The organism is uncultured Kluyvera sp., from assembly GCF_902485085.1.
Taxonomy (GTDB): Bacteria; Pseudomonadota; Gammaproteobacteria; order Enterobacterales; family Enterobacteriaceae; genus Kluyvera; species Kluyvera ascorbata.
On sequence record NZ_CABTJS010000166.1, the window covers coordinates 1 to 24,057 of the forward strand.

Consider the following 24,057-nt stretch of genomic DNA (forward strand, 5'->3'; position numbering starts at 1 on the left):
CGGCGCTTACTGCTGAATTCACTGTCGGCGAAGGTAAGTTGATGACTCATAATGAACCCTGTTCCATGGCTCCAGATGACAAACATGATCTCATATCAGGGACTTGTTCGCACCTTCCCTAGTGAAATCCTTCTTAGGGACCAACCAACGCGGCGTGATTGAGTTCTTCCTGCTTATCTTCTCTAACCTCGCGGTCGCCAGCTCCTTCTTCGGCGTGACCCTCGGGCTGTTTGATTACCTGGCAGATCTGTTCAAAATGGGCAACACCCCGTGGGGCCGCTTTAAGACGTTGCTGCTCACCTTCCTCCCCCCGGCGGCACTGTACCTCATCTTCCCGAACGGCTTTATTTACGCCATCGGCGGCGCGGGGCTGTGCGCGACCGTTTGGGCCGTTATTGTACCCGCGTTCCTGGCGTTGAAATCGCGCGAACGCTTCCCGGAGAAAACCTTTACCGTCTGGGGCGGCAAGGCCATTCCGGTGGTGGTTATCCTGTTTGGGGTCATGGTGATTCTGTGCTGGTTCGGCAGTACGCTGAACCTGCTACCGAGATTTGGATAAAGCAATACGCCCTCGCCGGACGGCGAGGGCGGCAGGTTACTTCTGGATTAAATAGCGGATGGTTGGCCCATCCTGCTGGATGTCGAGCACGGTGTAGCCGTGGTTGCGCGCATCCACCGGGATGTTATTAATCGACTGCGGGCAGTCGCTCACCACTTCCAGTATTTCGCCTTTCTTTAACTGCGGCATCGCCTCAAGCGTCGCCACCGCCGGGTACGGGCAAGGTTCACCCACCATGTCCAGACGATAATCCGGGACGATCGTTTTCATACACTCTCCTTCGCAGTAATTGTGGCGGAAGCATTACGACGGAAGAACCGTTTTTCCCAGCCAAGAATTAACAGCAGCGCAATCAGCAGCAGGCCGTAGGTCACCAGCAGACCGCCCAGCGGACCAAAGGTGGTCAGCAGATTCACTTTGTCCCAGCTTGTGGCGAGCGACGGGGAGATATCGTCCCAGAAGTAGGCCAGAATGGTTGAACCAATCACGTTGCCAAGCCCCACCCACCAGTAGTGCACCTGCCCTTCGACGGCGCGATACATCCAGCCAGTTTCACAACCGCCGGCCAGCACAATGCCGAAGCCGAACAGCAGACCGCCAATCACCGCATTCGGGCCAGCCCACATGATTTTCGGTGCCACGCCAAGCTGCACATAGCTGAAGATGCCGATAGCGCTTACCGCCATACCGAAGATAATGGCCTTCGCCATTTGCGTGCGCCCGGTGATCCACAGGTCGCGGAACGCCGAGGTAAAGCAGATTTGCGCCCGTTCAATCAGCAGACCAAAGCCCACACCGAACAGCATCGCCAGACCCAGTTTCGGGCTGCCCGCCGCCGTCAGCAACGCCCAGCCGACCATGCCGATAAACACCAGCATACCCAGACGGAAACGACGGCGCGCCTGGTCAGGACGCTGCGTCAGCGGCGATGCCGCCGAGACTTTGACCATTTTCACCGGAATTCTGAAGATAGGTAGCAGCGTGAAGCGTGCGCCAAACCAGGAGCCAATGGCCGTCGCCAGCGCGAAGAACCAGGCGTGAAGTGAGAACTGTGGAATGCCCGTGAAGAAGGCCGCGAGGTTACAGCCCATCGCCAGACGTGCGCCAAAACCAGCAATAATCCCGCCGACAATCGCCTGCAAAATACGAATGCGGCTTTTCGGCAGGCGCAGCTTGACGTTATTGGCCCACAGCGCCGCGGCAAAACAGCCGCCGAACATGCCGATAATCATCATGCCGTCGATACGGGTCAGCGGCGTACCGTCGAGGCCAATCAGCTTGTAATAGCCCCAGGTCTCGGTATGTACGCCAGCAAGCTGTAGCAATTGCCCGCCCCAACGCGTGAACTCGCCCGTCACAGCCCAGAAGGTGCCGGTGATGCCAAAGTAATAAGTAGAGAGAATACCGGCCGCGATTACCGCAGGAACCGGGGACCAGAATTTGATCAGAAAGGTATGTTTAAATTGTTTCCATGTCATCGATGTTAGCCTCTGAACTCAGAAGGAGTCATGTGCGAAGAGCCGCACAAGAGGCGGGGATTATAGCGGCTATCGCTTTCATGATAATGACAACCGTCGCAAAAGGTCGGTGAGATCAATTTGCAGATAGCACCATTTCAGGACGAGGCCCCCTCTTCTGTTTTCCTGCCCTCCAGACTCCGTTATCATGCACCCTACGTACTCATGAAAAAACAGGCCGGATTTCATGAGATCCACGGCATCAGATGAGTCCGAACACATAACGCACTCAGTAAAATTTTAGAAAATGGACATCACAAACGGATGAGTACAATCGACAATTTCGACGCACATACGCCGATGATGCAGCAGTATCTGAAGCTGAAAGCGCAGCATCCCGAGATCCTGCTGTTTTACCGCATGGGCGACTTTTACGAGATGTTTTATGACGATGCGAAACGCGCATCGCAGTTGCTCGACATTTCGCTGACCAAGCGCGGCGCTTCTGCCGGTGAACCTATCCCGATGGCGGGCATCCCGCACCACGCGGTCGAAAACTACCTCGCCAAGCTGGTGAATCAGGGCGAGTCCGTCGCCATTTGCGAACAGATTGGCGACCCGGCCACCAGCAAAGGTCCGGTCGAGCGTAAAGTTGTGCGTATCGTTACGCCGGGCACCATCAGCGATGAAGCGCTGCTGCAAGAGCGCCAGGATAACCTCCTCGCCGCCGTCTGGCAGGACAGCAAAGGCTATGGCTACGCCACGCTGGATATCAGCTCCGGGCGTTTTCGCATCAGTGAACCAGCCGACCGCGAAACCATGGCTGCCGAGCTGCAACGTACTAACCCAGCCGAGCTGCTATACGCCGAAGATTTTGCCGAGATGGCGCTGATTGAAGGCCGCCGAGGCCTGCGTCGTCGCCCGCTGTGGGAGTTCGAAATCGACACCGCGCGCCAGCAGCTGAACCTGCAGTTTGGTACCCGCGACCTGGTCGGCTTTGGCGTTGAAGGCGCGCCGCGCGGGCTTTGCGCCGCGGGCTGCCTGCTGCAATACGTGAAGGACACCCAGCGTACCTCGCTGCCGCACATTCGCTCCATCACCATGGATCGCCAGCAGGACAGCATCATTATGGATGCCGCCACACGCCGTAACCTGGAGATCACCCAGAATCTGGCGGGCGGGCTGGAAAACACCCTCGCCTCCGTGCTCGACTGCACCGTCACGCCGATGGGCAGCCGTATGCTTAAGCGCTGGCTGCATATGCCGGTGCGCGATACCAAAGTACTGACCGAGCGCCAACAGACTATCGGCGCCTTGCAGGATTCCACCGCAGACTTACAGCCGGTGCTGCGTCAGGTGGGCGACCTCGAACGTATACTTGCGCGTCTGGCGCTGCGTACCGCACGTCCACGCGACCTCGCCCGTATGCGCCACGCCTTCCAGCAGTTGCCGGAACTGCGTGCCCAACTGGAAAGCGTCGACAGCGCGCCGGTACAGATGCTGCGTGAGAAAATGGGCGAATTTGCCGAGCTACGCGAACTGCTGGAGCGGGCGATTATTGATGCACCGCCGGTGCTGGTGCGCGATGGCGGCGTGATTGCCCCGGGCTATCATGAAGAGCTAGACGAGTGGCGCGCGCTGGCCGATGGCGCTACCGACTACCTCGACCGCCTGGAAATTCGCGAGCGCGAGCGTACCGGACTCGACACGCTGAAGGTAGGGTATAACGCCGTCCACGGTTATTACATTCAGATTAGCCGCGGTCAGAGCCATATGGCGCCTATCAACTACGTGCGCCGCCAGACGCTGAAAAACGCCGAACGCTACATTATTCCTGAGCTGAAAGAGTACGAAGATAAAGTTCTGACCTCGAAAGGCAAGGCGCTGGCGCTGGAAAAACAGCTTTATGACGAGCTGTTCGACCTGCTGCTACCTCACCTCGCAGATCTTCAGCAAAGCGCCAGCGCGCTGGCGGAGCTGGACGTGCTGGTGAACCTCGCGGAACGTGCCTATGCGCTCAACTACACCTGCCCAACGTTTATCGATAAGCCCGGCATCCGGATTATCGAAGGCCGCCATCCGGTGGTGGAGCAGGTGCTGAACGAGCCGTTTATCGCCAACCCGCTGACCCTGTCACCACAGCGTCGAATGCTGATCATTACCGGCCCAAACATGGGCGGTAAAAGTACCTATATGCGTCAAACGGCGCTGATTGCGCTGCTGGCCTATATCGGCAGCTACGTTCCGGCGCAGAGCGTGGAGATTGGCCCTATCGACCGTATCTTCACCCGCGTGGGCGCGGCGGATGACCTGGCCTCCGGTCGCTCAACCTTTATGGTGGAGATGACCGAAACGGCCAATATTCTGCATAACGCCACCGAAAACAGCCTGGTGCTGATGGACGAAATTGGCCGCGGAACGTCAACCTACGACGGCCTGTCGTTAGCATGGGCCTGTGCGGAAAATCTGGCGAATAAGATCAAGGCGTTAACGCTGTTTGCGACCCACTACTTCGAGCTGACCCAACTGCCGGAGAAAATGGAAGGCGTGGCGAACGTGCATCTGGACGCGCTGGAGCACGGCGATACCATCGCCTTTATGCACAGCGTGCAGGACGGTGCGGCCAGCAAGAGCTATGGTCTGGCGGTAGCGCAGCTAGCGGGCGTGCCGAAAGAGGTTATCAAGCGCGCGCGTCAGAAGCTGCGCGAGCTGGAAAGCATCTCACCAAACGCGGCGGCGACGCAGGTAGATGGGACACAGATGTCGCTGCTGTCGGCACCGGAGGAGGCTTCCCCAGCGGTAGAAGCGCTGGAAGGTCTGGACCCGGACTCGTTGAGCCCACGTCAGGCGCTGGAGTGGATTTATCGTCTGAAAGGAATGGTGTAATTATCTGCGCCGCTTCGCTTATGCTGAAGTGGCGCTTTTATAGCCATTGCATTTATCGAAAAATAAAAACGTACTCTTACGTCAAATGAAAAAAAGCCCTTACCAGTACGGCAAGGGCTTTTAAGGAACTACAAACTTCAGATTTAACATTAATTAACTTACTGAATTATTACTACAATTTATACTGCTTTAAAATGCACCCGTTTACTACAGATAATATTGGGCATTAAAACTTAAAAACCTCCCTCTAGTTATCCTGTTACACACACCGCCAGCCTGATCACTAACTTAAGCATGGCGCCTTAAACAAGTACATTCCCCCCATCGCGACATATACTCTTTGATGCGTTGCCTTATTACCGTTGCGTTTATCATGATTCGATAATCGCAGTAAATAAATTTAAAACAAGGCGTTACATCGTCGCGCATACTCTACCATTTTGCTTTCCAGCACAATTACTACGAGGCCTTAAAACATACTGCATCCCAAACTACAAACTTCGTGGCCTTATTACAAAATGGCTAACCCCAGTACTTCTGAATAAACACTTACTTTTATTGTGCTGTTAAAACTCAATTTACGCAGTTACCACACGGTGTCAATACTGTTTTTAAAATCATGTCTATATTTACATACTTTGAAAGATTAAGCGTAGCAGAAATAAGACCAGATCACAGAATATGGGCAGCGTTCCCCATAAAAAAACAGGCAACAGCGATGAGGTGAATCCCCATCGCTGTTGAGTGCATTAACGCTTATCTTCCGCCAGCAGCGGCGGAATGCTTGGCACCATCGGCGCTTCATCTATATCTTTCTGCGTCATGCGGAACGCTTCTGGATAATGTTCACGGCTGGTGCGGCGTAGCGGTTCGGTATCGCGCCAGGTGTACAGGCAATGCTGGCACTGGTACACGGTCCAGACATCTTTTACTGGCGATTTCGCCATTACTTCAATATGTTCATCGGCGCAACGTGGGCAAATCATCTTTTCCTCCTTACTTACGGTTAGCCAGCATAGCGGTCAGTTTCTCAGCCCAGGCTTTGGTTTCAGGTAAATCCTGCACCGGCTGGCTGTAGTGACCACGGTTGTCCGGCGCAACCGGTGTGGTAGCGTCGATAATCAGTTTGTCGGTAATCCCCGCCGGGCTTGAACCAGGGTCAAGTTCCAGCACCGACATGTTTGGCAGCTGCACCAGATCCCCCGCTGGGTTGACCTTCGACGACAGCGCCCACATCACCTGCGGCAGGTTGAACGGGTCGACGTCTTCATCAACCATAATCACCATCTTCACATAGCCCAGACCGTGCGGCGTGGTCATCGCACGCAGCCCAACCGCGCGGGCAAAGCCGCCGTAGCGTTTTTTGGTGGAGATAATGGCCAGCAGGCCGTGGGTGTACATGGCGTTAACCGCCTGCACTTCCGGGAACTCCGCTTTCAACTGCTGATAGAGCGGTACGCAGGTGGCTGGGCCCATCAGGTAGTCAATTTCAGTCCACGGCATACCGAGATAGAGAGACTCAAAAATAGGCTTGGTGCGATAAGAAACTTTATCGATACGGACCACCGTCATATTACGGCCGCCGGAATAGTGGCCAGTGAACTCGCCAAACGGGCCTTCGATTTCACGCTTACGACCTTCGATAACCCCTTCAATGATCACCTCAGAGCCCCACGGCACATCAAAACCGGTGAGCGGTGCGGTGGCAATAGGGTACGGGCTTTCGCGCAGCGCACCGGCCATCTCGTATTCGGACTGATCGTATTTCAGCGGCGTGGCACCCATCAGGGTAATCACCGGGTCGTTACCCAGGGTGATAGCAATCGGCAGGTCTTCACCACGCTCTTCCGCTTTATGCAGGTGCAGCGCGATATCGTGCATTGGCACCGGCTGCAGGCCAAGCTTACGCTTGCCCTTCACTTCCATACGGTAGATACCGACGTTCTGCTTGCCGAAGTTGTCCGGGTCCAGCGGGTCGCGGGAAACCACGCACGCTTTATCGAGATAGAAACCGCCGTCGCCGTCGTTCAGGCGGAACAGCGGCAGGATGTCGAACAGGTTAATGTCGTCACCATCGACGGTGTTTTCCGCCCATGCCGGGTTCGCGCGGCGTTCCGGAGCAATCGGGAATTTATCCCAGCGGCGAATAAACTCATCAATCTGTTTTTTGACCGGCGTATTCATCGGCAGGCCCATCGAAATGGCATGGTTCTGCCAGGAGCCGATGGTGTTCATCACCACGCGAGCATCGGTGAAGCCACGGATGTTATCGAACCATACGGCTGGCGCACCGTCGCCAATACGGCCTGTCGCATTGGCCGCGGCCGCCAGATCCGGCTCGGCGTTTACCTCTTCACTGATTTTCAGCAGTTGACCCTGGTCTTCCAGCGCCTGCAAAAAACCGCGTAAGTCATCAAAAGCCATTATGCATTCTCCTGTGATAATTGTTTCGTCGCCGGTAAACCCTGCCAGCGGCGCGCTTTATCGTATTTGAGGCCGAACTGATCGAGCACTCGCGTGACCACGTGTTGAACGATGTCGTCGACCGTTTCCGGGTGGTTGTAGAACGCCGGCATAGGCGGCACCATCGCCACGCCCATGTGGGAGAGCGCCAGCATGTTTTCCAGATGGATAGTGCTGAGCGGCATTTCACGCGGCACCAGCACGAGCTTGCGCCCTTCTTTCATCACCACGTCGGCGGCGCGCCCTACCAGTCCGTCGGCGTAGCCTGCGCGGATACCGGCCAGCGTTTTCATGCTGCACGGAATAATAATCATGCCGTCGGTCTGGAAAGAACCGGAGGAAATGGTGGCCGCCTGGTCCGCCGGGCTGTGGCTAAAGTCGGCCATTGCCGCGACGTCGCGCGCGCTCCACGGCGTTTCCAGTTCGATGGTAGTTTTCGCCCATTTCGACATGACCAGGTGAGTTTCCACCTCCGGCATATCGCGTAGTGCCTGGAGCAGTGCAACACCTAACGGTGCCCCGGTGGCGCCGGTCATGCCAATAATCAGTCTCATTGCTCACCTCAATTTCGTTCGTGTACGAACAATATGAGTTAACTTACTCCTATTACATGACGCTGACAAGATTGTTCGTATACGCACGCATTTTTTGTTCATTTTGTTCAACGTGCCTGAAACGGCTATCATAGAGACGCGCACACTGCCGGAGAGTCATCATGGAAATCAAAAACGAAGCATTCCACCTGCTTCGCCATCTTTTTCAACAGCATACTTCACGCTGGCAGCATGAATTGCCCGAGCTGACCAAGCCGCAGTATGCGGTGATGCGCTCCATCGCCGAAAGCCCGGGTATTGAACAGGTGGCGTTGACCAGCGTGGCAGTCAGCACCAAGGCGACGCTCGCCGAGATGCTCAGCAGGATGGAAATTAAAGGATTAGTCAGACGCGAGCAGGACCCCGACGATAAGCGTCGTCGATTTGTCTTTTTGACCGAAGAAGGCGAAGCCTTGCTGGCAGCCAGCCAGCCGGTGGGGAACCGCGTGGACAACGAATTTTTGCAGCGTTTAACGCCCGAGGAGCAGGATCAGTTTACGCATCTGGTGCGTAAGATGATGGAATAGTTCGGAAAAAAGGCAAAGAAAAAGGCCAGCCTCGCGGCTGACCTCTTTGAACAAAACCGTATTACTCGCGGAACAGCGCTTCGATATTCAGCCCCTGAGTCTGCAGAATTTCACGCAGACGACGCAGACCTTCAACCTGAATCTGACGCACGCGCTCGCGGGTCAGGCCAATCTCGCGACCAACATCTTCCAGCGTCGCTGCTTCATACCCCAACAGACCAAAACGACGCGCCAGCACTTCTCGTTGTTTGGCGTTCAGTTCGAACAGCCATTTCACGATGCTTTGCTTCATGTCATCGTCCTGCGTGGTGTCTTCCGGACCGTTTTCATTTTCATCGGCCAGGATGTCGAGCAGTGCTTTCTCAGAGTCCCCGCCCAGCGGCGTATCAACTGAGGTGATGCGTTCGTTGAGACGAAGCATACGGCTTACGTCATCAACCGGTTTATCAAGCTGTTCGGCAATTTCTTCCGCACTCGGTTCGTGATCCAGCTTGTGCGACAGTTCACGCGCGGTACGCAGATAAACGTTCAGCTCTTTAACAATATGGATTGGCAGACGAATAGTACGGGTTTGGTTCATGATAGCCCGTTCAATGGTCTGACGGATCCACCAGGTGGCGTAGGTTGAAAAACGGAACCCACGTTCTGGGTCGAACTTTTCTACGGCACGAATCAGCCCCAGATTGCCCTCTTCGATAAGATCCAGCAGCGCCAGACCACGATTGCCGTAACGGCGGGCAATTTTCACGACCAGACGGAGGTTACTCTCAATCATCCGACGGCGTGAGGCAACATCGCCACGCAGAGCACGACGAGCAAAATAGACTTCTTCTTCAGCGGTCAATAACGGAGAATAGCCGATCTCGCCTAAGTAAAGCTGAGTCGCGTCGAGTACACGTTGAGTGGCACCCTGCGATAAGAGCTCTTCTTCCGCGAGTTCGTTGTCACTGGGTTCCTCTTCACTCAAGGCTTTCTCATCGAAAACCTCTACTCCATTCTCATCAAATTCCGCGTCTTCATTTAAATCATGAACTTTCAGCGTATTCTGACTCATTAAGGTGACTCCTACCCGTGATCCCCAGGCAATGCACCTTATCATGTCACTTTTCAGGCGGCTCCAGCAGCGGCCAGCGTCGCCTGAAAGCGTTCATGTGAAGTACTTTGCCGAATTATCGCTGCGGTAAATACTGCAGCGGGTTGACGGATTTCCCCTTGTAACGAATTTCAAAATGCAAACGTGTTGAACTGGTTCCGGTGCTACCCATGGTAGCGATTTTCTGCCCCGCTTTTACGTCCTGTTGTTCCCGGACCAGCATTGTATCGTTATGAGCGTAGGCACTCAGGTAATCATCGTTGTGTTTGATGATAATAAGATTACCGTAACCGCGCAGTGCGTTACCGGCATAGACGACGCGCCCATCGGCGGTTGCGACGATTGCCTGTCCTTTACTGCCCGCAATATCGATACCTTTGTTGCCACCGTCGGTGCCGCTAAAGTTTTCGATAATCTTGCCGTCAGTTGGCCAGCGCCATGAAGAGATTGGCGAACTGGTTGAAGTACTGCTGGCAGTCGGTACGGTCGTGCTCGCAGTTGGTGCCGTTACAGGCGCTGTGACGGTGCTCGTCGCAGGCTTGTTGTTAGGCAACATTTTGTTAGCACTTTGTTCACCTGAATCCTCAGAATACGTAATTGTCGGAGTCGACGCAACAACCGCGGTTGAATTTTGTGCAGGTTTTGAGACTAATCCGGAACTTCCATTGCTGGACTGTGAACTGGCTATCGCAACCGGGTTATTGCCGGTAATTGGCTGACCGGAAGCATTTCCAACCTGCAGCACCTGACCGACGTTCAGCGCATATGGCGCGGCGACGTTGTTGCGCTGGGCAAGGTCACGGAAGTCATTGCCGGTAACCCAGGCAATGTAGAACAGCGTATCGCCGTGCTTCACCGTATAGGTGCTGCCACCTGCGTAGCTGCCTTTTGGAATATCACCGTATTTACGGTTGTAGACGATATGGCCGTTTTCCATCTGCACCGGCTGTTCAGCAACGGGCTGAGCGACGCGCGGCTGGGTCTGAACGGGCTGCGTTTGTACCGGCTGTACCGGCTGAATCTGAGGAGTAGACTGCGCCGTGCTGCCCATTTTCGGCGGCGGCGTAATCAACATGCCGGAACTCGTGCTGCTGGAACCGTTACTGTTCACGGAGCTGACTGGCGCTGGTGCATTATTCGATGAAGTACAACCGGCCAGCCAAAGTGAAGCCAGTGATAATGCCACAATACGATTAACGGTAAATTTAGGGCTTCCCGCGCTCATTTATCCCCCAGGAATAGGTTAACTGCCAGTGACTGAATACCGCGCAACGCACGTGCTGAACACTGGAAAACGTGTTCACAATACGCTGAATTGGACCAAAAAACCTCAGAATAATCCGGGTCTCAGGCCAGTTCCCCTTTCACCAGGGGAACGAAGCGAACGGCCTCTACGGTATCGATAATGAATTCGTCTCCCCGCCGATGAACGCGCTTCAGGTACTGCTGATCATCGCCCACGGGTAAAACGAGAATACCGCCTTCGTCGAGCTGCGACATCAGCGCAGTCGGAATCTCCAGCGGAGCCGCCGTGACAATAATGGCATCAAACGGGGCGCGCGCTTGCCACCCCTGCCAGCCATCGCCGTGACGGGTAGATACATTGTGTAAATCAAGCTGTTTCAGGCGACGACGCGCGTGCCATTGCAGACTTTTTATACGCTCAACGGAACAGACGTGATGCACCAGATGTGCGAGGATTGCCGTTTGATACCCCGAGCCAGTGCCAATTTCCAGCACCCTTGAATCAGGGGTCAACTCCAGCAACTCCGTCATTCGCGCCACCATATACGGCTGCGAAATGGTCTGCCCCTGCCCTATCGGCAGCGCCACGTTATCCCACGCGCTGTGTTCAAACGCTTCATCAATAAATTTTTCGCGCGGCACCTGCGCCATGGCGTCCAGCACCCGCTCGTCATGAATGCCAAGCTGGCGTAGCTGGTTCAACAGGCTCTGGATGCGTTTACTGACTACCATTGCGCATCAACCCTCGCTTGCTCAAGCCAGTCGTTGACGACCTCATTTGCGCTATGGGCAGTGAGATCAACGTGTAGCGGCGTGACGGAGACGTAGCCCGCATCCACGGCAGCAAAGTCGGTGTCCGGGCCAGCATCGCATTTGTCACCCGGCGGGCCAATCCAGTAGAGCGTATTGCCGCGTGGATCTTGCTGCGGGATGACTTTATCCGCCGGGTGGCGGCTGCCACAGCGCGTGACGCGAATGCCTTTGATTTGGTCGAGCGGCAAATCTGGCACGTTAACGTTCAGAATGCGCCCGGTGCGCAGCGGCTCGCGCGCTAAGGCGCGCAGCAGCGAGCAGGTAACGGCGGCGGCGGTGTCGTAATGCTGATGACCGTTTAATGAGACCGCCAGCGCAGGAAAGCCTAAGTGACGGCCTTCCATCGCGGCCGCCACCGTGCCGGAATAGATAACGTCGTCGCCCAGATTGGGGCCGGCGTTAATGCCAGAAACCACGATATCCGGGCGCGGACGCATCAGCGCATTAACACCCAGATAGACACAGTCCGTTGGCGTGCCCATCTGGACGGCGATGTCGCCGTTATCGAAAGTGAAGGTACGAAGCGAGGACTCAAGCGTCAGCGAATTCGACGCACCGCTGCGGTTACGATCGGGTGCAACTACCTGAACCTCGGCAAACTCCCGTAAGGCTCTGGCCAGCGTCTGAATGCCTGGCGCATGGATCCCGTCATCGTTACTCAGCAATATTCGCATAATCACCTGTTGTATTGATAAGTTCCCTTACCACGCTGGTCGCGAAGCTTCCCGCCGGCAGCCAGAAACGCAGTTCGACGGTGACGTCGTCCCACCAGTTCCAGCTGAACTGCTGCGGATAGAGCAGTTGAGCGCGACGTGCGGCTTCAACCTTTTCACGCTGCAACAATGACTGCAACGCGGTCTCCTCAGCCAGCGTCGTTTGTTCAAACTCCAGGGCGGTTCGCTGCGTGCCCCAATCGCCGCTGCCTGGCAGCGCGGCGGTAATCATCAGTTCACGCGCATCAACGCGGGCCTGCAGCACCGCAAGCTCGTCGTCGGTGGCAACAAACCAGCTGCCACGCCCCGATAATTGTAGCGCATCACCGTCAACAACTTGATTAAAGTCCGGTTTTTTTAGGCGCTCACTCACAATCTGATTAAACAACGCGCTGCGCGCCGCCGACAACCAAAAACTGCGTTTATTACGATCGCGCACCGGCGCACCGCTCTCGGCCCAGCGCAGCGCGCCAAGCAGGTTGCTGCCGCCAATACCAAAGCGCTGAGCGCCAAAATAGTTCGGTACGCCGCGCTCGGCGATCGCCTGCAGACGCGCTTCAACGTCCTCGCGGTCTTTAACTTCACGCAGCACCAGCGTGAACTGGTTGCCCTTCAGCGCGCCTAAACGCAGTTTACGCTTGTGCCGCGCGTATTCCAGCACCTGACAGCCTTCCAACTGGAACTGGCTGAGATCCGGCATCGCATTGCCCGGCACGCGCGCGCACAGCCACTGTTCGGTCACCGCGTGTTTATCTTTTTGCCCGGCAAAGCTCACTTCGCGGGCATGTATTTTAAGGAATTTTGCCAGCGCGTCGGCAACAAATCGGGTGTTGCAGCCATTTTTCAGAATACGCACCAGAATATGTTCGCCTTCGCCATCTGGCTCAAAGCCTAAATCTTCGACCACCAGAAAATCTTCCGGGTTGGCCTTCAGCAGCCCGGTTCCCTGCGGTTTTCCGTGCAGGTAGGTGAGTGCATCAAACTGAATCATGGTTTCGCCTTATGCAACAGCGCGACCGCTTCGCAGGCAATGCCTTCACCACGCCCGGTAAAGCCGAGTTTTTCGGTGGTGGTCGCTTTGACGTTTACGTCGTCCATATGGCAGCCGAGGTCTTCGGCAATAAACACGCGCATCTGCGGGATGTGCGGCAGCATTTTCGGCGCCTGAGCAATAATCGTCACATCGACGTTGCCCAGCGTGTAACCCTTGGCCTGCACGCGTTTCCAGGCTTCGCGCAGCAATGCACGGCTGTCCGCCCCTTTAAATGCAGGGTCGGTATCCGGGAACAGTTTGCCAATATCGCCCAGCGCCGCTGCGCCCAGCAGGGCGTCGGTCAGCGCATGCAACGCCACGTCGCCGTCGGAGTGCGCCAGCAGCCCTTTTTCATAAGGGATACGTACGCCGCCGATAATAATCGGGCCAACACCGCCAAACGCGTGTACGTCAAATCCGTGTCCAATGCGCATTATGTCTTCTCCAGGTCAACCCAAGCGGGTGAGGTAAAATTCGGCAAGCGCCAGATCTTCCGGGCGAGTAACCTTAATATTATCAGCACGTCCAGCAATCAACTCAGGATGAAAGCCACAATATTCTAGTGCCGATGCTTCGTCGGTAATCGACGCCCCTTCGTTCAACGCCCGGGTTAAACACTCCAGCAGCAGTTCACGAGGGAAAAATTGCGGGGTCAGCGCGTGCCACAAATCGTTACGATCGACCGTGTGCGCAATCGCCGCTTTACCGGGCTCCGCACGCTTCATGGTATCTCGCACCGGCGCGGCCAGAATGCCGCCAACGCGGCTGGTGTCGCTGAGACTAAGTAGTCGAGTGAGGTCATCCTGATGCAGGCACGGACGCGCCGCATCGTGCACCAGTACCCATTCGGCGTCATCAATCACCCGCAGACCTGCCAGAACGGAATCGGCACGTTCGACACCGCCTTCGACGACGGTTATCTGCGGATGTTGTGCAAGGGAGGTTTGTTGGAAGCGTTCGTCTCCGGCGGAGACGGCGATAATCACCCGCTGGACGCGGGCATTAGCCAGCAGCGCATCCACCGAGTGTTCCAGAATCGTTTTGTTACCGATTGAGAGATATTGCTTTGGGCAGTCCGTTTGCATGCGGCGGCCAAATCCGGCTGCCGGCACCACGGCGCATACGCCCGGAAAAGTTACGGCCATGTCGTCATCCTGGGACTGATTATCGATTAGTTTGCGCTTGCCCCGCGCCCTGAGTGCGTTTAGACGCATCCGGAACCAGACGATAGAAAGTTTCGCCCGGACGGGTCATGCTGAGTTCGTTACGTGCGCGTTCCTCGATCGCTTCCTGGCCGCCGTTGAGGTCATCAATTTCGGCGAAGAGCTGATCGTTGCGCGCTTTTAATTTTGCGTTGGTTGACTGTTGTACGGTCACATCATCACGAACTTTACTGAAGTCATGCAGACCATTTTTTCCGAACCACAACGAATATTGTAGCCAGACCAGCAAAGCCAGTAATAGCAGCGTTAATTTACCCATCCTGCCCCCTGAAAAACGGCCCTATCATCCCATAACTTACCGTCATTCTCCACTCCAGCCGCAGGCGATACCGCATATCGCTGGAAATTTACCATATTTCAGCGGCACAGAGACACGTATTGTCATGGTCTAAGGTGCGGATAATCGCTAATGAAGAAGCATTAACTCATCAGCCACATGAATAACAAACCGCACAGAGCAGCGACCGTCAGCAGAGTTGCAACAATTGTGTAGCCTAGTTTGCCTTTTACTAATGAGTGAAAGGCAACACCAATAACGACCGCAACAGGCATGAGGGCGAGGAAGAATGGCCAGGTGTACAAAAAGAAGAACAGCGTGTTATTGCCGTAATGCAGGTAGGGAATACCCAGTGCCATCAACCACGCTACAAAGCCGACAAAAGCCCCTGACAAAGACCATGTGGTTTCATCATAGCTAGGGGCGAGTGACTCTGATTGGGCCACGTTGATGTTCTGAGTATTGCGCATAAATAATCCTGTTAGGCCGGAGCCAACAAACTCCGGCACGTTTTCAGGATCTGATAATATCGCTCTGCTTGAGTAGATCTAATAATTGCGCAACCAAATTTGTTACTAATTGTTCACCATCAAGGCGGACAGCAGGCCGCTCAGGAGATTCATACGATGAATCAATTCCGGTAAAATTACGCAGTTCACCGGCCCGCGCTTTTTTGTACAGCCCCTTCGGATCGCGCGCCTCGCAGGTTGCCAGCGACGTATCGACAAACACCTCAAAGAAGCGGTCATCGCCCACGCGTTCGCGTACCATTTGACGTTCTGCACGGTGCGGCGAGATAAACGCAGTCAATACCACCAGCCCGGCATCAACCATTAGCTTCGCCACTTCACCCACACGACGAATATTTTCCTTACGGTCTGCATCGGTAAAGCCTAAATCGCTGCACAGGCCATGACGCACATTGTCACCATCCAGCAGATAGGTGCTGACGCCAAGCTCATGCAGCGCCTCTTCCAGCGCGCCGGCTACGGTGGATTTCCCCGAGCCCGAAAGCCCGGTGAACCACAGCACAACCCCACGATGACCGTGGAGTTGCTCGCGCTGTTGTGCGGTGACAGGATGGGCGTGCCAGACGACGTTTTCGTCATGCTGAGCCATTATTTTCCTCCCAGCAAATCGCGCGCACCCCAGTGTGGGAAGTGTTTGCGCACCAGCGCATTCAGCTCCAGCTCAAAGGCGCTGAATTCTGAAGCCACTGCGGTTGCTTCGGTGTTCGGTTCGCGCACCATCCCCGCACCCACGGTAACGTTAGTTAACCGGTCGATGAAGATAAGGCCGCCGGTCACCGGGTTCTCCTGATATTTGTCGAGCACCAGCGGCTCATCAAAGGTGAGATCCACAAGACCAATACCGTTCAGCGGCAGCGCATCCACTTCACGCTGGGTCAGGTTATTGATATCTACCTGATATTGAATGCCATCTACACGAGCGCGGGTTTTCTTGCCAGCGACTTTGATGTCGTAGCTCTGCCCTGCCGCCAGCGGCTGCTCGGCCATCCACACCACATCGACAGCTGCACGCTGCACCGATGGCAGGGCATCCTGCGCATCCAACAGCAGGTCACCACGGCTGATATCAATTTCATCTTTCAGTACCAGCGTGACCGCTTCACCGGCAAACGCTTCCGGCAGGTCGCCGTCAAACGTCACGATACGAGCAATGCTGGATTCCACGCCTGACGGCAGCACCTTAACGCGCTGGCCAACCTTCACGCTGCCCGAGGCAACGGTGCCTGAAAAACCACGGAAATCGAGGTTCGGACGGTTAACATACTGCACCGGGAAGCGCATTGGCTGCGTGTCCACCGTACGGCGAATTTCCACGGTTTCCAGTACTTCCAGCAGCGTCGGGCCGCTGTACCAGGCAATGTTGTCGCTGCTGCTGGCGACGTTATCGCCTTCCAGCGCAGACAGCGGTACGAAGCGAATATCCAGGTTCCCCGGCAGCTGTTCAGCGAAGGTCAGGTACTCTTCACGAATGCGGTTAAACGTCTCTTCGCTGTAATCAACAAGATCCATTTTGTTGATAGCCACCACCAGGTGTTTGATCCCAAGCAGCGTCGAGATAAAGCTGTGGCGACGAGTTTGATCGAGCACGCCTTTACGGGCGTCGATCAGCAGGATCGCCAGGTCACAGGTTGACGCACCGGTCGCCATGTTGCGGGTGTACTGCTCGTGCCCCGGAGTGTCGGCAATAATAAATTTGCGCTTCTCGGTGGAGAAGTAGCGGTACGCCACGTCGATGGTGATGCCCTGCTCGCGCTCGGCCTGCAGGCCGTCCACCAGCAGCGCCAGGTCGAGTTTTTCTCCCTGGGTACCATGACGTTTGCTGTCGTTGTGCAGTGACGAAAGCTGGTCTTCATAAATCTGGCGAGTGTCGTGCAGCAGTCGGCCAATCAGCGTACTTTTGCCGTCATCCACGCTGCCGCAGGTCAGGAAGCGCAGCAGGCTTTTATGCTGCTGAGCGTGCAGATACGCTTCAACGCCGCCTTCATCAGCGATTTGTTGTGCAATAGTGGTGTTCATGGCGGCTCCTTAGAAATAACCCTGACGTTTTTTAAGCTCCATGGAGCCGGCCTGGTCGCGGTCAATCATGCGCCCCTGACGTTCACTGGTGGTTGAGACCAGCATCTCTTCGATAATTTCCGGCAGCGTCTGCGCGTCGGACTCTACCGCGCCGGTCAGCGGCCAGCATCCCAGGGTACGGAAGCGCACCATCCGTTTTTTAATCACTTCACCCGGCTGGAGATCGATACGGTCGTCATCGATCATCATCAGCATACCATCGCGCTCCAGCACCGGGCGCTCGGCGGCCAGGTACAGCGGAACGATCTCGATATTTTCCAGGTAGATGTACTGCCAGATATCCAGCTCAGTCCAGTTGGAGAGCGGGAAGACGCGGATACTTTCGCCTTTGTTAATCTGGCCGTTGTAGTTGTGCCACAGCTCCGGACGCTGGTTTTTTGGGTCCCAGCGATGGAAGCGGTCGCGGAAGGAGTAGATACGCTCTTTGGCACGAGACTTCTCTTCGTCACGGCGCGCACCGCCGAATGCGGCATCAAAGCCGTATTTGTTCAGCGCCTGCTTCAGCCCTTCCGTTTTCATGATATCGGTATGCTTAGCGCTGCCGTGTACGAACGGGCTAATCCCCATCGCCACCCCTTCCGGGTTTTTATGCACCAGCAGTTCGCAGCCGTAGGCCTTGGCGGTACGGTCACGGAATTCATACATTTCACGGAATTTCCAGCCGGTATCAACGTGCAGCAGCGGGAACGGCAGCGTGCCAGGATAAAACGCTTTGCGCGCCAGGTGCAGCATTACGCTGGAATCTTTGCCGATGGAATACATCATCACCGGATTTGCAAATTCGGCGGCCACCTCACGGATGATATGGATGCTTTCCGCCTCCAGTTGCCGTAGGTGAGTAAGTCGTTTTTGGTCCATAACCGTTCCTTAAGCCTGATTCATTGCACGTCTGTTGTGTTGGGTCTGATTGTGTCGTGTCGTCGATGCTTATTTTTTGTGGTGGCGGGTGTCGTGCTACAACTCGCTAACAATCAGCAATAGAGGGACTATAGGGGGTGGTTCAGGCCAAATGAAATTACGAAAAGGAATGAGTTGTTACTCAAAGGAATAACGAACTGAAAAAGCAAATATCAAAAAGTGCTTAACGCCCGCAATTTCCGGCATTTAGGAGGTTTTGAAATTGTGTAATGTCCCTCACAGTTTCATACTAGGCGCGTCTATTTTTTTGCACTGTTGTAAGGACTTCCTATGTTCTCCGCACTGCGCCACTGCATGGCAGCCCTGGCGCTCGGCGTTTGCACCCTCCTTCCCGCACAGGCAGCCACCGCGCCTCTGGGAACCATCGCTAATACGCAAGCTCGCTATATCGCCACCTATTTCCCAGGTCGTATTACCGGTACGCCAGCTGAAATGCTCTCTGCCGACTATATTCGCCAGCAGTTTGCGCAGATGGGTTATCAGAGCGATATCCGCACCTTTAATAGCCGTTATATCTACACCACCAAAGATAACCGTAAAAACTGGCATAACGTTGTCGGCAGCACGGTCATCGCGGCGCATGAAGGGAAATCACCTCAGCAGATTATTGTGATGGCGCATCTGGACACCTATGCTCCGCACAGCGATAGCGACGTGGAGAAAAACCTCGGCGGCCTGACACTTCAAGGCATTGACGATAACGCGCTGGGCCTCGGCGTGATGCTGGAACTGGCAGAACGCTTTAAAGGTATTCCGACGCAATATGGCATTCGCTTTATCGCTACCAGCGGTGAAGAAGAAGGTAAGCTCGGCGCGGAAAATTTATTGAAGCGCATGAGCAGCGCGGAGAAGAAAAACACCCTGCTGGTTATCAACCTCGATAACCTGGTGGTCGGCGATAAAATCTATTTCAACAGTGGCGTAAAAACCCCCGCGTCGGTTCGTAAACTGACCCGCGACCGCGCGCTGGCCATTGCCCACAGCCGCGGTATTGCGGCGGCAACCAACCCCGGCCTGAATGCGGAGTATCCGCAAGGAACCGGCTGCTGCAACGACGCCGAGATTTTCGATAAAGCCGGAATTCCGGTGCTGTCCGTTGAGGCAACGAACTGGTCACTCGGTAAAAAAGATGGCTACCAGCAGCGGGCGAAGAGCGCGAGCTTCCCTGATGGCACCAGTTGGCACAACGCCCATATCGATAATCAACAGTATCTCGATAAAGCGCTGCCAGGGCGTATTGAGCGCCGCAGCCGTGAAGTAGTACGGGTGATGATGCCGCTGATGCGCGAGCTGGCGAAGGCGCGCAGCTGATACTATCAAGGTCAGGCGCCCTGCTTGACCTTTTTCGCATTACACCCTGGGGGCACTCCGCTGTTAACGGCATTATCCCCGCTGAGCGCGAGGAACACTGGTTTCTTAAACTTTCCAGATTATCCAGATCAGGTTTATCCCCACTGGCGCGGGGAACACATCACCAGTATTAATTGCGCGTTTTACTATTTCGGTTTATCCCCGCTGGCGCGGGGAACACATCTGAACGATTAACGGGTTATGCTTCGCCCCCGGTTTATCCCCGCTGGCGCGGGGAACACATCATCACCCCCCACCAGCTCGATGTATGCGGCGGTTTATCCCCGCTGGCGCGGGGAACACGAAGGCGAAAAAGTCCATGTTGGCGCGTATTCCGGTTTATCCCCGCTGGCGCGGGGAACACATAAATGGTGCCTGGTCGTTACCACTCGGGCTCGGTTTATCCCCGCTGGCGCGGGGAACACCTGGAGCCTCGTTATACTCTATGCATTGCTACCGGTTTATCCCCGCTGGCGCGGGGAACACGTTTCATTGTGGGTATGGTCGCCTACTGCGTCCGGTTTATCCCCGCTGGCGCGGGGAACACTCTAAACGTATATAACTGTTTTCTATTACATTTTTTACCAAGAAACAACCTACCAACTTATCAGCAACAATTCCAATTTATTAAAGAACACTCAACCTATTGATTATCAACAGGAAGAAAAGACACCAGTCTGATTCCATCCAAATCTACCGGAGTACGTCGATTGTCACCCCAGGTTTGAAACTCAAAACCGGACTCCGTATTTGTCGCCCAGGCCATCACAACATTTCCCACTCCGCCCAATTGCGTGACTTGTTGCCAAATCATTTCCCGAATTCGCTTTGAGGTATCACCTACATAAACACCTGCACGGATTTCCAGCAACCAGATAGCCAGACGCCCTCGTAGACGCGGCGGAACGTTTTCCGTTACCACAACAACCATACTCATCCACTACGCCCTCGATGACCGCCGTCGCCTAATAATTCAGGCTCCGGTATTGCAGGTGGCAACATATCTGGCGCGGGCTGCGGGGGATCAATTTCACCGGCGGCAAGGACTTCCTCAATCAGAGGGATCAGTTTGCCGGTCAACTTCGTACTGCGGAATATGTCGCGGCAGGCTAGCCGCACCTCTTTATCTGGCTCTGCAGGATGACGGGCAGCAATTTCAAATGCCTTTGGTACGACTGAGTCAAATTTAATGATATCGGCTATGTCATAAACAAAAGAAAGCGGTTTACCGCTGTGAATAAAACCAATCGCAGGAGCATAGCCAGCTGCCAGAATAGCCGCTTCTGAAATACCATAAAGGCACGATGTCGCGGCGCTAATACACCGATTGACGACATCGCCTTTTTCCCAGTCTTTAGGATCATAGTTGCGACCGTACCACTTCACGCCATATTGTTTCGCCAGCAACGCATACGTCTGGCGCACACGAGAACCTTCAATACCACGCAGTTGTTCAACAGAGCGACGAGCTGGCGGTGGTTCGCGAAAACGTAGTTCATACATTTTGCGCACCACTTTCAGACGTAAATCATCATTCAGCGCCAGCTTTGCCTGATACAGCAGCTTGTCCGCTCGAGCGCCTCCGGGTTGACCAGAAGCGTAAACCCGGACGCCTGCTTCCCCTACCCAGACCAGAAGCGTACCGACCGTAGACGCTAAACGCACCGCCGCGTGCGAAACTCGAGTCCCCGGCTCCAGCATAATGCAGGCGACCGAACCAACCGGAATATGCGTGCGGACTCCGGTTTTGTCGATCAACACAAACGCACCGTCCAGTACGTCCACCTGACCGTACTGGAGGAAGATCATTGAGGTACGATCTTTTAAGGGGATCGGGCTTAGCGGGACAAACGTCACTCACTGTCTCCCGGTTTGATCATCATCATCCCGCAGCCAAACGCCCGGCTTTTACCGTATCCCGCCGCCAGTCGTTGCAGGAATCGCTCAGGATCGTTGACCACCAGCACGCCGCTATAATCCACACTGCTGAACTGGATCATCTGCCGAGCTTTCTCGCGTCGTATCTGCTGCTGTCGATAGGCATCAACACTCACCTCACGCAGAGAGAATCCATGTTGATCCCCCTGACGAGACAGCCACGCCAGCGCCGCCTGCTGCTGCTGGAGCCAAATATCCTGGCTATCCCTCTGCGCTTTGGCCTGGCGCTTTGCTTCCATCAGCAAGTCATGGCGCTTACCTGCTTTGCAAATGGTCGGATTCGCACGCAGGTTAAATCGCAACGTCTGCCCCACGCTTAGCGCAGGGCTAAACGCGCGGCACTGCACGTCGAAAAGCGCACTTTCTGCTGGCTGTTCCTGCGACAAAACAAAAAAGCGAAAGGCCCCCTGTAACTCCTCGCGACGATAAAGAAACTGTCGCTCCTTGCCGCCGGGAAAAAGTTCCCACAGCCACTGATGCATGACGTACTCACCACGATCCACCAGATGAAGCAGCTGTGAAGGCGAAAGCTGAGCGGTATACAACGTTATTCTTGAGAGGTACACGGTTCCTCCTTGCTGAGCCACGGCCCTTGATTCACGGTACGTTCGCCAAACAACCATTGCTGGCGACTCAACGGCCTGTCACGGCGGCACAGAATTTTATTCGCGGTTAAGCCGTCGTGTTCCCCTTCCCACCAGCATTCACTCTGTAATTTCGCCAAAGGAAGTTTGAGCTGATTGAATTTATCCGCATACTGACGATAGGCAGCGCGCAGGACATCCGGCGCACTTCCTTCCAGAAATAACGGTGCAAGCGGCAACCCCAGCGGATGGCTTTTTCGCCCCAGATATAGAGGAAATACCGGATGTTGTAATGCCTCCTGGAGTTGCTCCAGCGTATAAGGCGCATTCGGCGTCATCGCAACGCCGACCATCCACCAGGCATCGGTGTAGTAGTCGCGCCTGGAAATCAACGCGCTGAGCAACTCAGAATCCTGCAACTCTTCCCGACGGCTAAAATAACGCGCTTTGCGCACCTCTTTTGGCATCTGCACCGTGTGATAATCCCGCGCCCAGCGCGGTTCCTCACTGGCACACAGCAAAAAAGAGTAATGACGATTAAAATCGTTCAGACGCGCTTCTTCATCACGACGAATACCGAGCGCTGCCGCGAGCAGCCCCAGTAATGCCGAACGCGAAGGCAGCTCATGGCTATGGCGCACTTCGCCGGGCGCATCGACGCCCCAGGAGGCCATTGGCCCATGAAGCTGAAAAACCAAATATTGGCTCATAGCCGCCCCTTACGCGCAGATAAAGTCCAGGACGTCTTTCATCGTTCCCTGCTGCTGCATCACGTCAAAGTGGCAAAATTGAGTTTGCTCGCCATAGACTTCTTTCATCTTTTCACGCAGCTCGGTAATGCGTTTTACCGCCACATCCAGTTGGTTAGTGCCGTTGATCGGATTATAAAATGCCGCCGCCAGTGAGCGTGGTTGATCGGTCCCTGTTTCCGCCAGCGCCCAGGAGGCGTAAGCGCGGCTGGCAAAGCTGTTTTGTTTGCCGGTTGGCGAGACTTTCAGCGCCGCTTCGGCGAATGCACGCAGCGTTTTGTTCACCAGCTCTTCATTGCCATTCAGGTTTTTCAGCAGCAGATCTTTGTCGATGCAGATATAGGTATAAAACAGTGCCGAGCCAAATCCGGTTTCCCCCAGGTGACCTGCGCCCGCATCATCTGAAGAAGCACGTAAATCGTCGACGGCAGTAAAGAAATCGTCTTCAACGATCGTTTCACTGACGCCAAAGGCATGCGCAACCTGACAAGCAGCTTCAATATTGAACTCCGGTTTGTTGGCCAGCATACGGCCAAACATCGCAATATCGACGGCCATGCGATCTTTACGCAGCAGTGCCAGTTCATCCTCTTTCGGCGCACGTTTTTCTTCTGCCAAACGGTACGCCAGCGTTTTTACCGCTTCAAATTCGGCGGGGCTAATATGCACCAGTTGCTCGGTTTCAGCGTTAGTCAGGACATCTTTTGCTTTCTTATCTGCTTTTACTTTGCCAAAGCAATTTGCGATCCCCTCTACCCATTCGACCGCTTTTTTCGGATCAATGCCTTTTTCAATCAGGATATTCGCCGCCTCGCGCGCAATGCGCCCGCTGCGTATACCGATATTCCCGGCAAGCGCTTGCTCAAAAAGTTCGGACGTCCGCCATGCACGCTTCAGGCTTTGCGAAGAAACGCGCAGGCGCGTGGCACCACCGAGTACGACCGTTTTCGGCGCGCCGGTATCGTCACGGTTCAAGTTGGCTGCCGGATAAGCGGTCAGTAAATGCAGTTGAATAAACGTTGTCATTAGA

The 24,057-nt window shown here is 55.0% G+C and carries 25 protein-coding genes, 1 pseudogene and 1 CRISPR repeat array; of the genes and pseudogenes, 4 read left to right on the forward strand and 22 right to left on the reverse strand.

What is annotated here, in order from left to right; translation table 11 throughout:
* Positions 1-115 precede the first annotated feature (115 nt).
* A pseudogene (locus RDN66_RS20140) lies at positions 116-559 on the forward strand (aromatic amino acid transport family protein); the annotation flags it as partial.
* A gap of 36 nt (positions 560-595) precedes the next feature.
* On the opposite strand, the gene yedF reads toward RDN66_RS20140, so the two are convergent.
* Entirely contained in the window at positions 596-829 is a 234-nt protein-coding gene (gene yedF, locus RDN66_RS20145; RefSeq protein ID WP_035892595.1) for a sulfurtransferase-like selenium metabolism protein YedF, read from the reverse strand.
* Entirely contained in the window at positions 826-2,037 is a 1,212-nt protein-coding gene (yedE, locus tag RDN66_RS20150; RefSeq protein ID WP_202217295.1) for a selenium metabolism membrane protein YedE/FdhT, read from the reverse strand. Before yedE ends, yedF begins: the two co-directional genes overlap by 4 nt.
* A 303-nt stretch (positions 2,038-2,340) precedes the next feature.
* Between yedE and mutS the strand changes: the two genes are divergently transcribed.
* The gene (gene mutS / locus RDN66_RS20155) at positions 2,341-4,902 is read left to right on the forward strand and encodes a DNA mismatch repair protein MutS (RefSeq protein ID WP_202217294.1); all 2,562 of its coding nucleotides are present in this window, start codon (positions 2,341-2,343) and stop codon (positions 4,900-4,902) included.
* A 749-nt stretch (positions 4,903-5,651) separates the two neighbouring features.
* Here mutS and RDN66_RS20160 read toward each other — a convergent pair.
* Genes RDN66_RS20160 through RDN66_RS20170 form a run of 3 tightly spaced genes read right to left on the reverse strand, consistent with a single transcriptional unit; the run spans position 5,652 to position 7,919 of the window.
* Positions 5,652-5,888 (reverse strand): non-oxidative hydroxyarylic acid decarboxylases subunit D, encoded by a 237-nt coding sequence (locus tag RDN66_RS20160; protein WP_202217293.1) that lies wholly within the window; start codon positions 5,886-5,888, stop codon positions 5,652-5,654.
* Positions 5,889-5,898: 10 nt separating this feature from the next.
* Positions 5,899-7,326, reverse strand: coding sequence for a non-oxidative hydroxyarylic acid decarboxylases subunit C (locus RDN66_RS20165; RefSeq protein ID WP_035892890.1), 1,428 nt, complete (start codon positions 7,324-7,326; stop codon positions 5,899-5,901).
* The gene (locus tag RDN66_RS20170) at positions 7,326-7,919 is read right to left on the reverse strand and encodes a non-oxidative hydroxyarylic acid decarboxylases subunit B (RefSeq protein ID WP_202217292.1); all 594 of its coding nucleotides are present in this window, start codon (positions 7,917-7,919) and stop codon (positions 7,326-7,328) included. The genes RDN66_RS20165 and RDN66_RS20170 overlap by 1 nt, the downstream gene beginning before the upstream one ends.
* A 161-nt stretch (positions 7,920-8,080) precedes the next feature.
* Here RDN66_RS20170 and RDN66_RS20175 point away from each other — a divergent pair, with 161 nt between their 5' ends.
* Positions 8,081-8,485 carry a MarR family winged helix-turn-helix transcriptional regulator gene (locus tag RDN66_RS20175; RefSeq protein ID WP_035892887.1) on the forward strand — a complete coding sequence of 135 codons (405 nt, stop codon included), beginning with the start codon at positions 8,081-8,083 and terminating at the stop codon, positions 8,483-8,485.
* A 61-nt stretch (positions 8,486-8,546) separates the two neighbouring features.
* Here the strand turns inward: RDN66_RS20175 and rpoS are convergent, their stop codons facing one another.
* The 12 genes from rpoS to cysD form a co-directional block, all read right to left on the reverse strand.
* Positions 8,547-9,539, reverse strand: a complete 993-nt coding sequence (rpoS, locus tag RDN66_RS20180) for an RNA polymerase sigma factor RpoS (protein ID WP_035892885.1) — start codon at positions 9,537-9,539, stop codon at positions 8,547-8,549.
* Between the two features lie 115 nt (positions 9,540-9,654).
* Positions 9,655-10,803, reverse strand: coding sequence for a murein hydrolase activator NlpD (nlpD, locus tag RDN66_RS20185; RefSeq protein WP_202217291.1), 1,149 nt, complete (start codon positions 10,801-10,803; stop codon positions 9,655-9,657).
* 122 nt (positions 10,804-10,925) lie between these two features.
* On the reverse strand, positions 10,926-11,555 hold the full coding sequence (locus RDN66_RS20190; protein ID WP_035892881.1) for a protein-L-isoaspartate(D-aspartate) O-methyltransferase: 630 nt from the start codon (positions 11,553-11,555) through the stop codon (positions 10,926-10,928).
* Positions 11,549-12,310, reverse strand: coding sequence for a 5'/3'-nucleotidase SurE (surE, locus tag RDN66_RS20195; protein WP_035892880.1), 762 nt, complete (start codon positions 12,308-12,310; stop codon positions 11,549-11,551). The genes RDN66_RS20190 and surE overlap by 7 nt, the downstream gene beginning before the upstream one ends.
* Positions 12,291-13,340 carry a tRNA pseudouridine(13) synthase TruD gene (truD, locus tag RDN66_RS20200; RefSeq protein ID WP_202217290.1) on the reverse strand — a complete coding sequence of 350 codons (1,050 nt, stop codon included), beginning with the start codon at positions 13,338-13,340 and terminating at the stop codon, positions 12,291-12,293. The genes surE and truD overlap by 20 nt, the downstream gene beginning before the upstream one ends.
* Positions 13,337-13,816: a 2-C-methyl-D-erythritol 2,4-cyclodiphosphate synthase gene (ispF, locus tag RDN66_RS20205; RefSeq protein ID WP_035892877.1), complete on the reverse strand. Its 480-nt coding sequence runs from the start codon at positions 13,814-13,816 to the stop codon at positions 13,337-13,339. The genes truD and ispF overlap by 4 nt, the downstream gene beginning before the upstream one ends.
* A 15-nt stretch (positions 13,817-13,831) precedes the next feature.
* Positions 13,832-14,527, reverse strand: coding sequence for a 2-C-methyl-D-erythritol 4-phosphate cytidylyltransferase (gene ispD / locus RDN66_RS20210; RefSeq protein ID WP_035892876.1), 696 nt, complete (start codon positions 14,525-14,527; stop codon positions 13,832-13,834).
* Positions 14,528-14,546: 19 nt separating this feature from the next.
* The gene (gene ftsB, locus RDN66_RS20215) at positions 14,547-14,864 is read right to left on the reverse strand and encodes a cell division protein FtsB (RefSeq protein ID WP_035892874.1); all 318 of its coding nucleotides are present in this window, start codon (positions 14,862-14,864) and stop codon (positions 14,547-14,549) included.
* Between the two features lie 161 nt (positions 14,865-15,025).
* Complete coding sequence (locus RDN66_RS20220) at positions 15,026-15,352, reverse strand: DUF3561 family protein (protein WP_035892872.1); 327 nt, start codon at positions 15,350-15,352, stop codon at positions 15,026-15,028.
* 43 nt (positions 15,353-15,395) lie between these two features.
* The gene (gene cysC / locus RDN66_RS20225; RefSeq protein WP_035892870.1) at positions 15,396-16,001 is read right to left on the reverse strand and encodes an adenylyl-sulfate kinase; all 606 of its coding nucleotides are present in this window, start codon (positions 15,999-16,001) and stop codon (positions 15,396-15,398) included.
* Complete coding sequence (gene cysN / locus RDN66_RS20230) at positions 16,001-17,428, reverse strand: sulfate adenylyltransferase subunit CysN (RefSeq protein WP_202217289.1); 1,428 nt, start codon at positions 17,426-17,428, stop codon at positions 16,001-16,003. Before cysN ends, cysC begins: the two co-directional genes overlap by 1 nt.
* Before the next feature lie 9 nt (positions 17,429-17,437).
* The gene (cysD, locus tag RDN66_RS20235; RefSeq protein WP_035892866.1) at positions 17,438-18,346 is read right to left on the reverse strand and encodes a sulfate adenylyltransferase subunit CysD; all 909 of its coding nucleotides are present in this window, start codon (positions 18,344-18,346) and stop codon (positions 17,438-17,440) included.
* 330 nt (positions 18,347-18,676) lie between these two features.
* Between cysD and RDN66_RS20240 the strand changes: the two genes are divergently transcribed.
* Positions 18,677-19,717 (forward strand): aminopeptidase, encoded by a 1,041-nt coding sequence (locus RDN66_RS20240; RefSeq protein ID WP_123650591.1) that lies wholly within the window; start codon positions 18,677-18,679, stop codon positions 19,715-19,717.
* Between the two features lie 69 nt (positions 19,718-19,786).
* Positions 19,787-20,303: a CRISPR direct-repeat array (repeat unit 29 nt; unit sequence CGGTTTATCCCCGCTGGCGCGGGGAACAC).
* 96 nt (positions 20,304-20,399) lie between these two features.
* Here RDN66_RS20240 and cas2e read toward each other — a convergent pair.
* Genes cas2e through cas7e form a run of 5 tightly spaced genes read right to left on the reverse strand, consistent with a single transcriptional unit; the run spans position 20,400 to position 24,053 of the window.
* The gene (gene cas2e / locus RDN66_RS20245) at positions 20,400-20,693 is read right to left on the reverse strand and encodes a type I-E CRISPR-associated endoribonuclease Cas2e (protein WP_202217288.1); all 294 of its coding nucleotides are present in this window, start codon (positions 20,691-20,693) and stop codon (positions 20,400-20,402) included.
* Positions 20,690-21,613, reverse strand: coding sequence for a type I-E CRISPR-associated endonuclease Cas1e (gene cas1e, locus RDN66_RS20250; RefSeq protein ID WP_202217287.1), 924 nt, complete (start codon positions 21,611-21,613; stop codon positions 20,690-20,692). Before cas1e ends, cas2e begins: the two co-directional genes overlap by 4 nt.
* Complete coding sequence (gene cas6e, locus RDN66_RS20255; protein WP_202217286.1) at positions 21,610-22,260, reverse strand: type I-E CRISPR-associated protein Cas6/Cse3/CasE; 651 nt, start codon at positions 22,258-22,260, stop codon at positions 21,610-21,612. Before cas6e ends, cas1e begins: the two co-directional genes overlap by 4 nt.
* Complete coding sequence (gene cas5e / locus RDN66_RS20260) at positions 22,242-22,988, reverse strand: type I-E CRISPR-associated protein Cas5/CasD (RefSeq protein WP_308538142.1); 747 nt, start codon at positions 22,986-22,988, stop codon at positions 22,242-22,244. Before cas5e ends, cas6e begins: the two co-directional genes overlap by 19 nt.
* Before the next feature lie 9 nt (positions 22,989-22,997).
* A complete protein-coding gene (gene cas7e, locus RDN66_RS20265) occupies positions 22,998-24,053 on the reverse strand; it encodes a type I-E CRISPR-associated protein Cas7/Cse4/CasC (RefSeq protein WP_202217284.1) in 1,056 nt (351 codons plus the stop codon).
* Between the last annotated feature and the right edge of the window lie 4 nt (positions 24,054-24,057).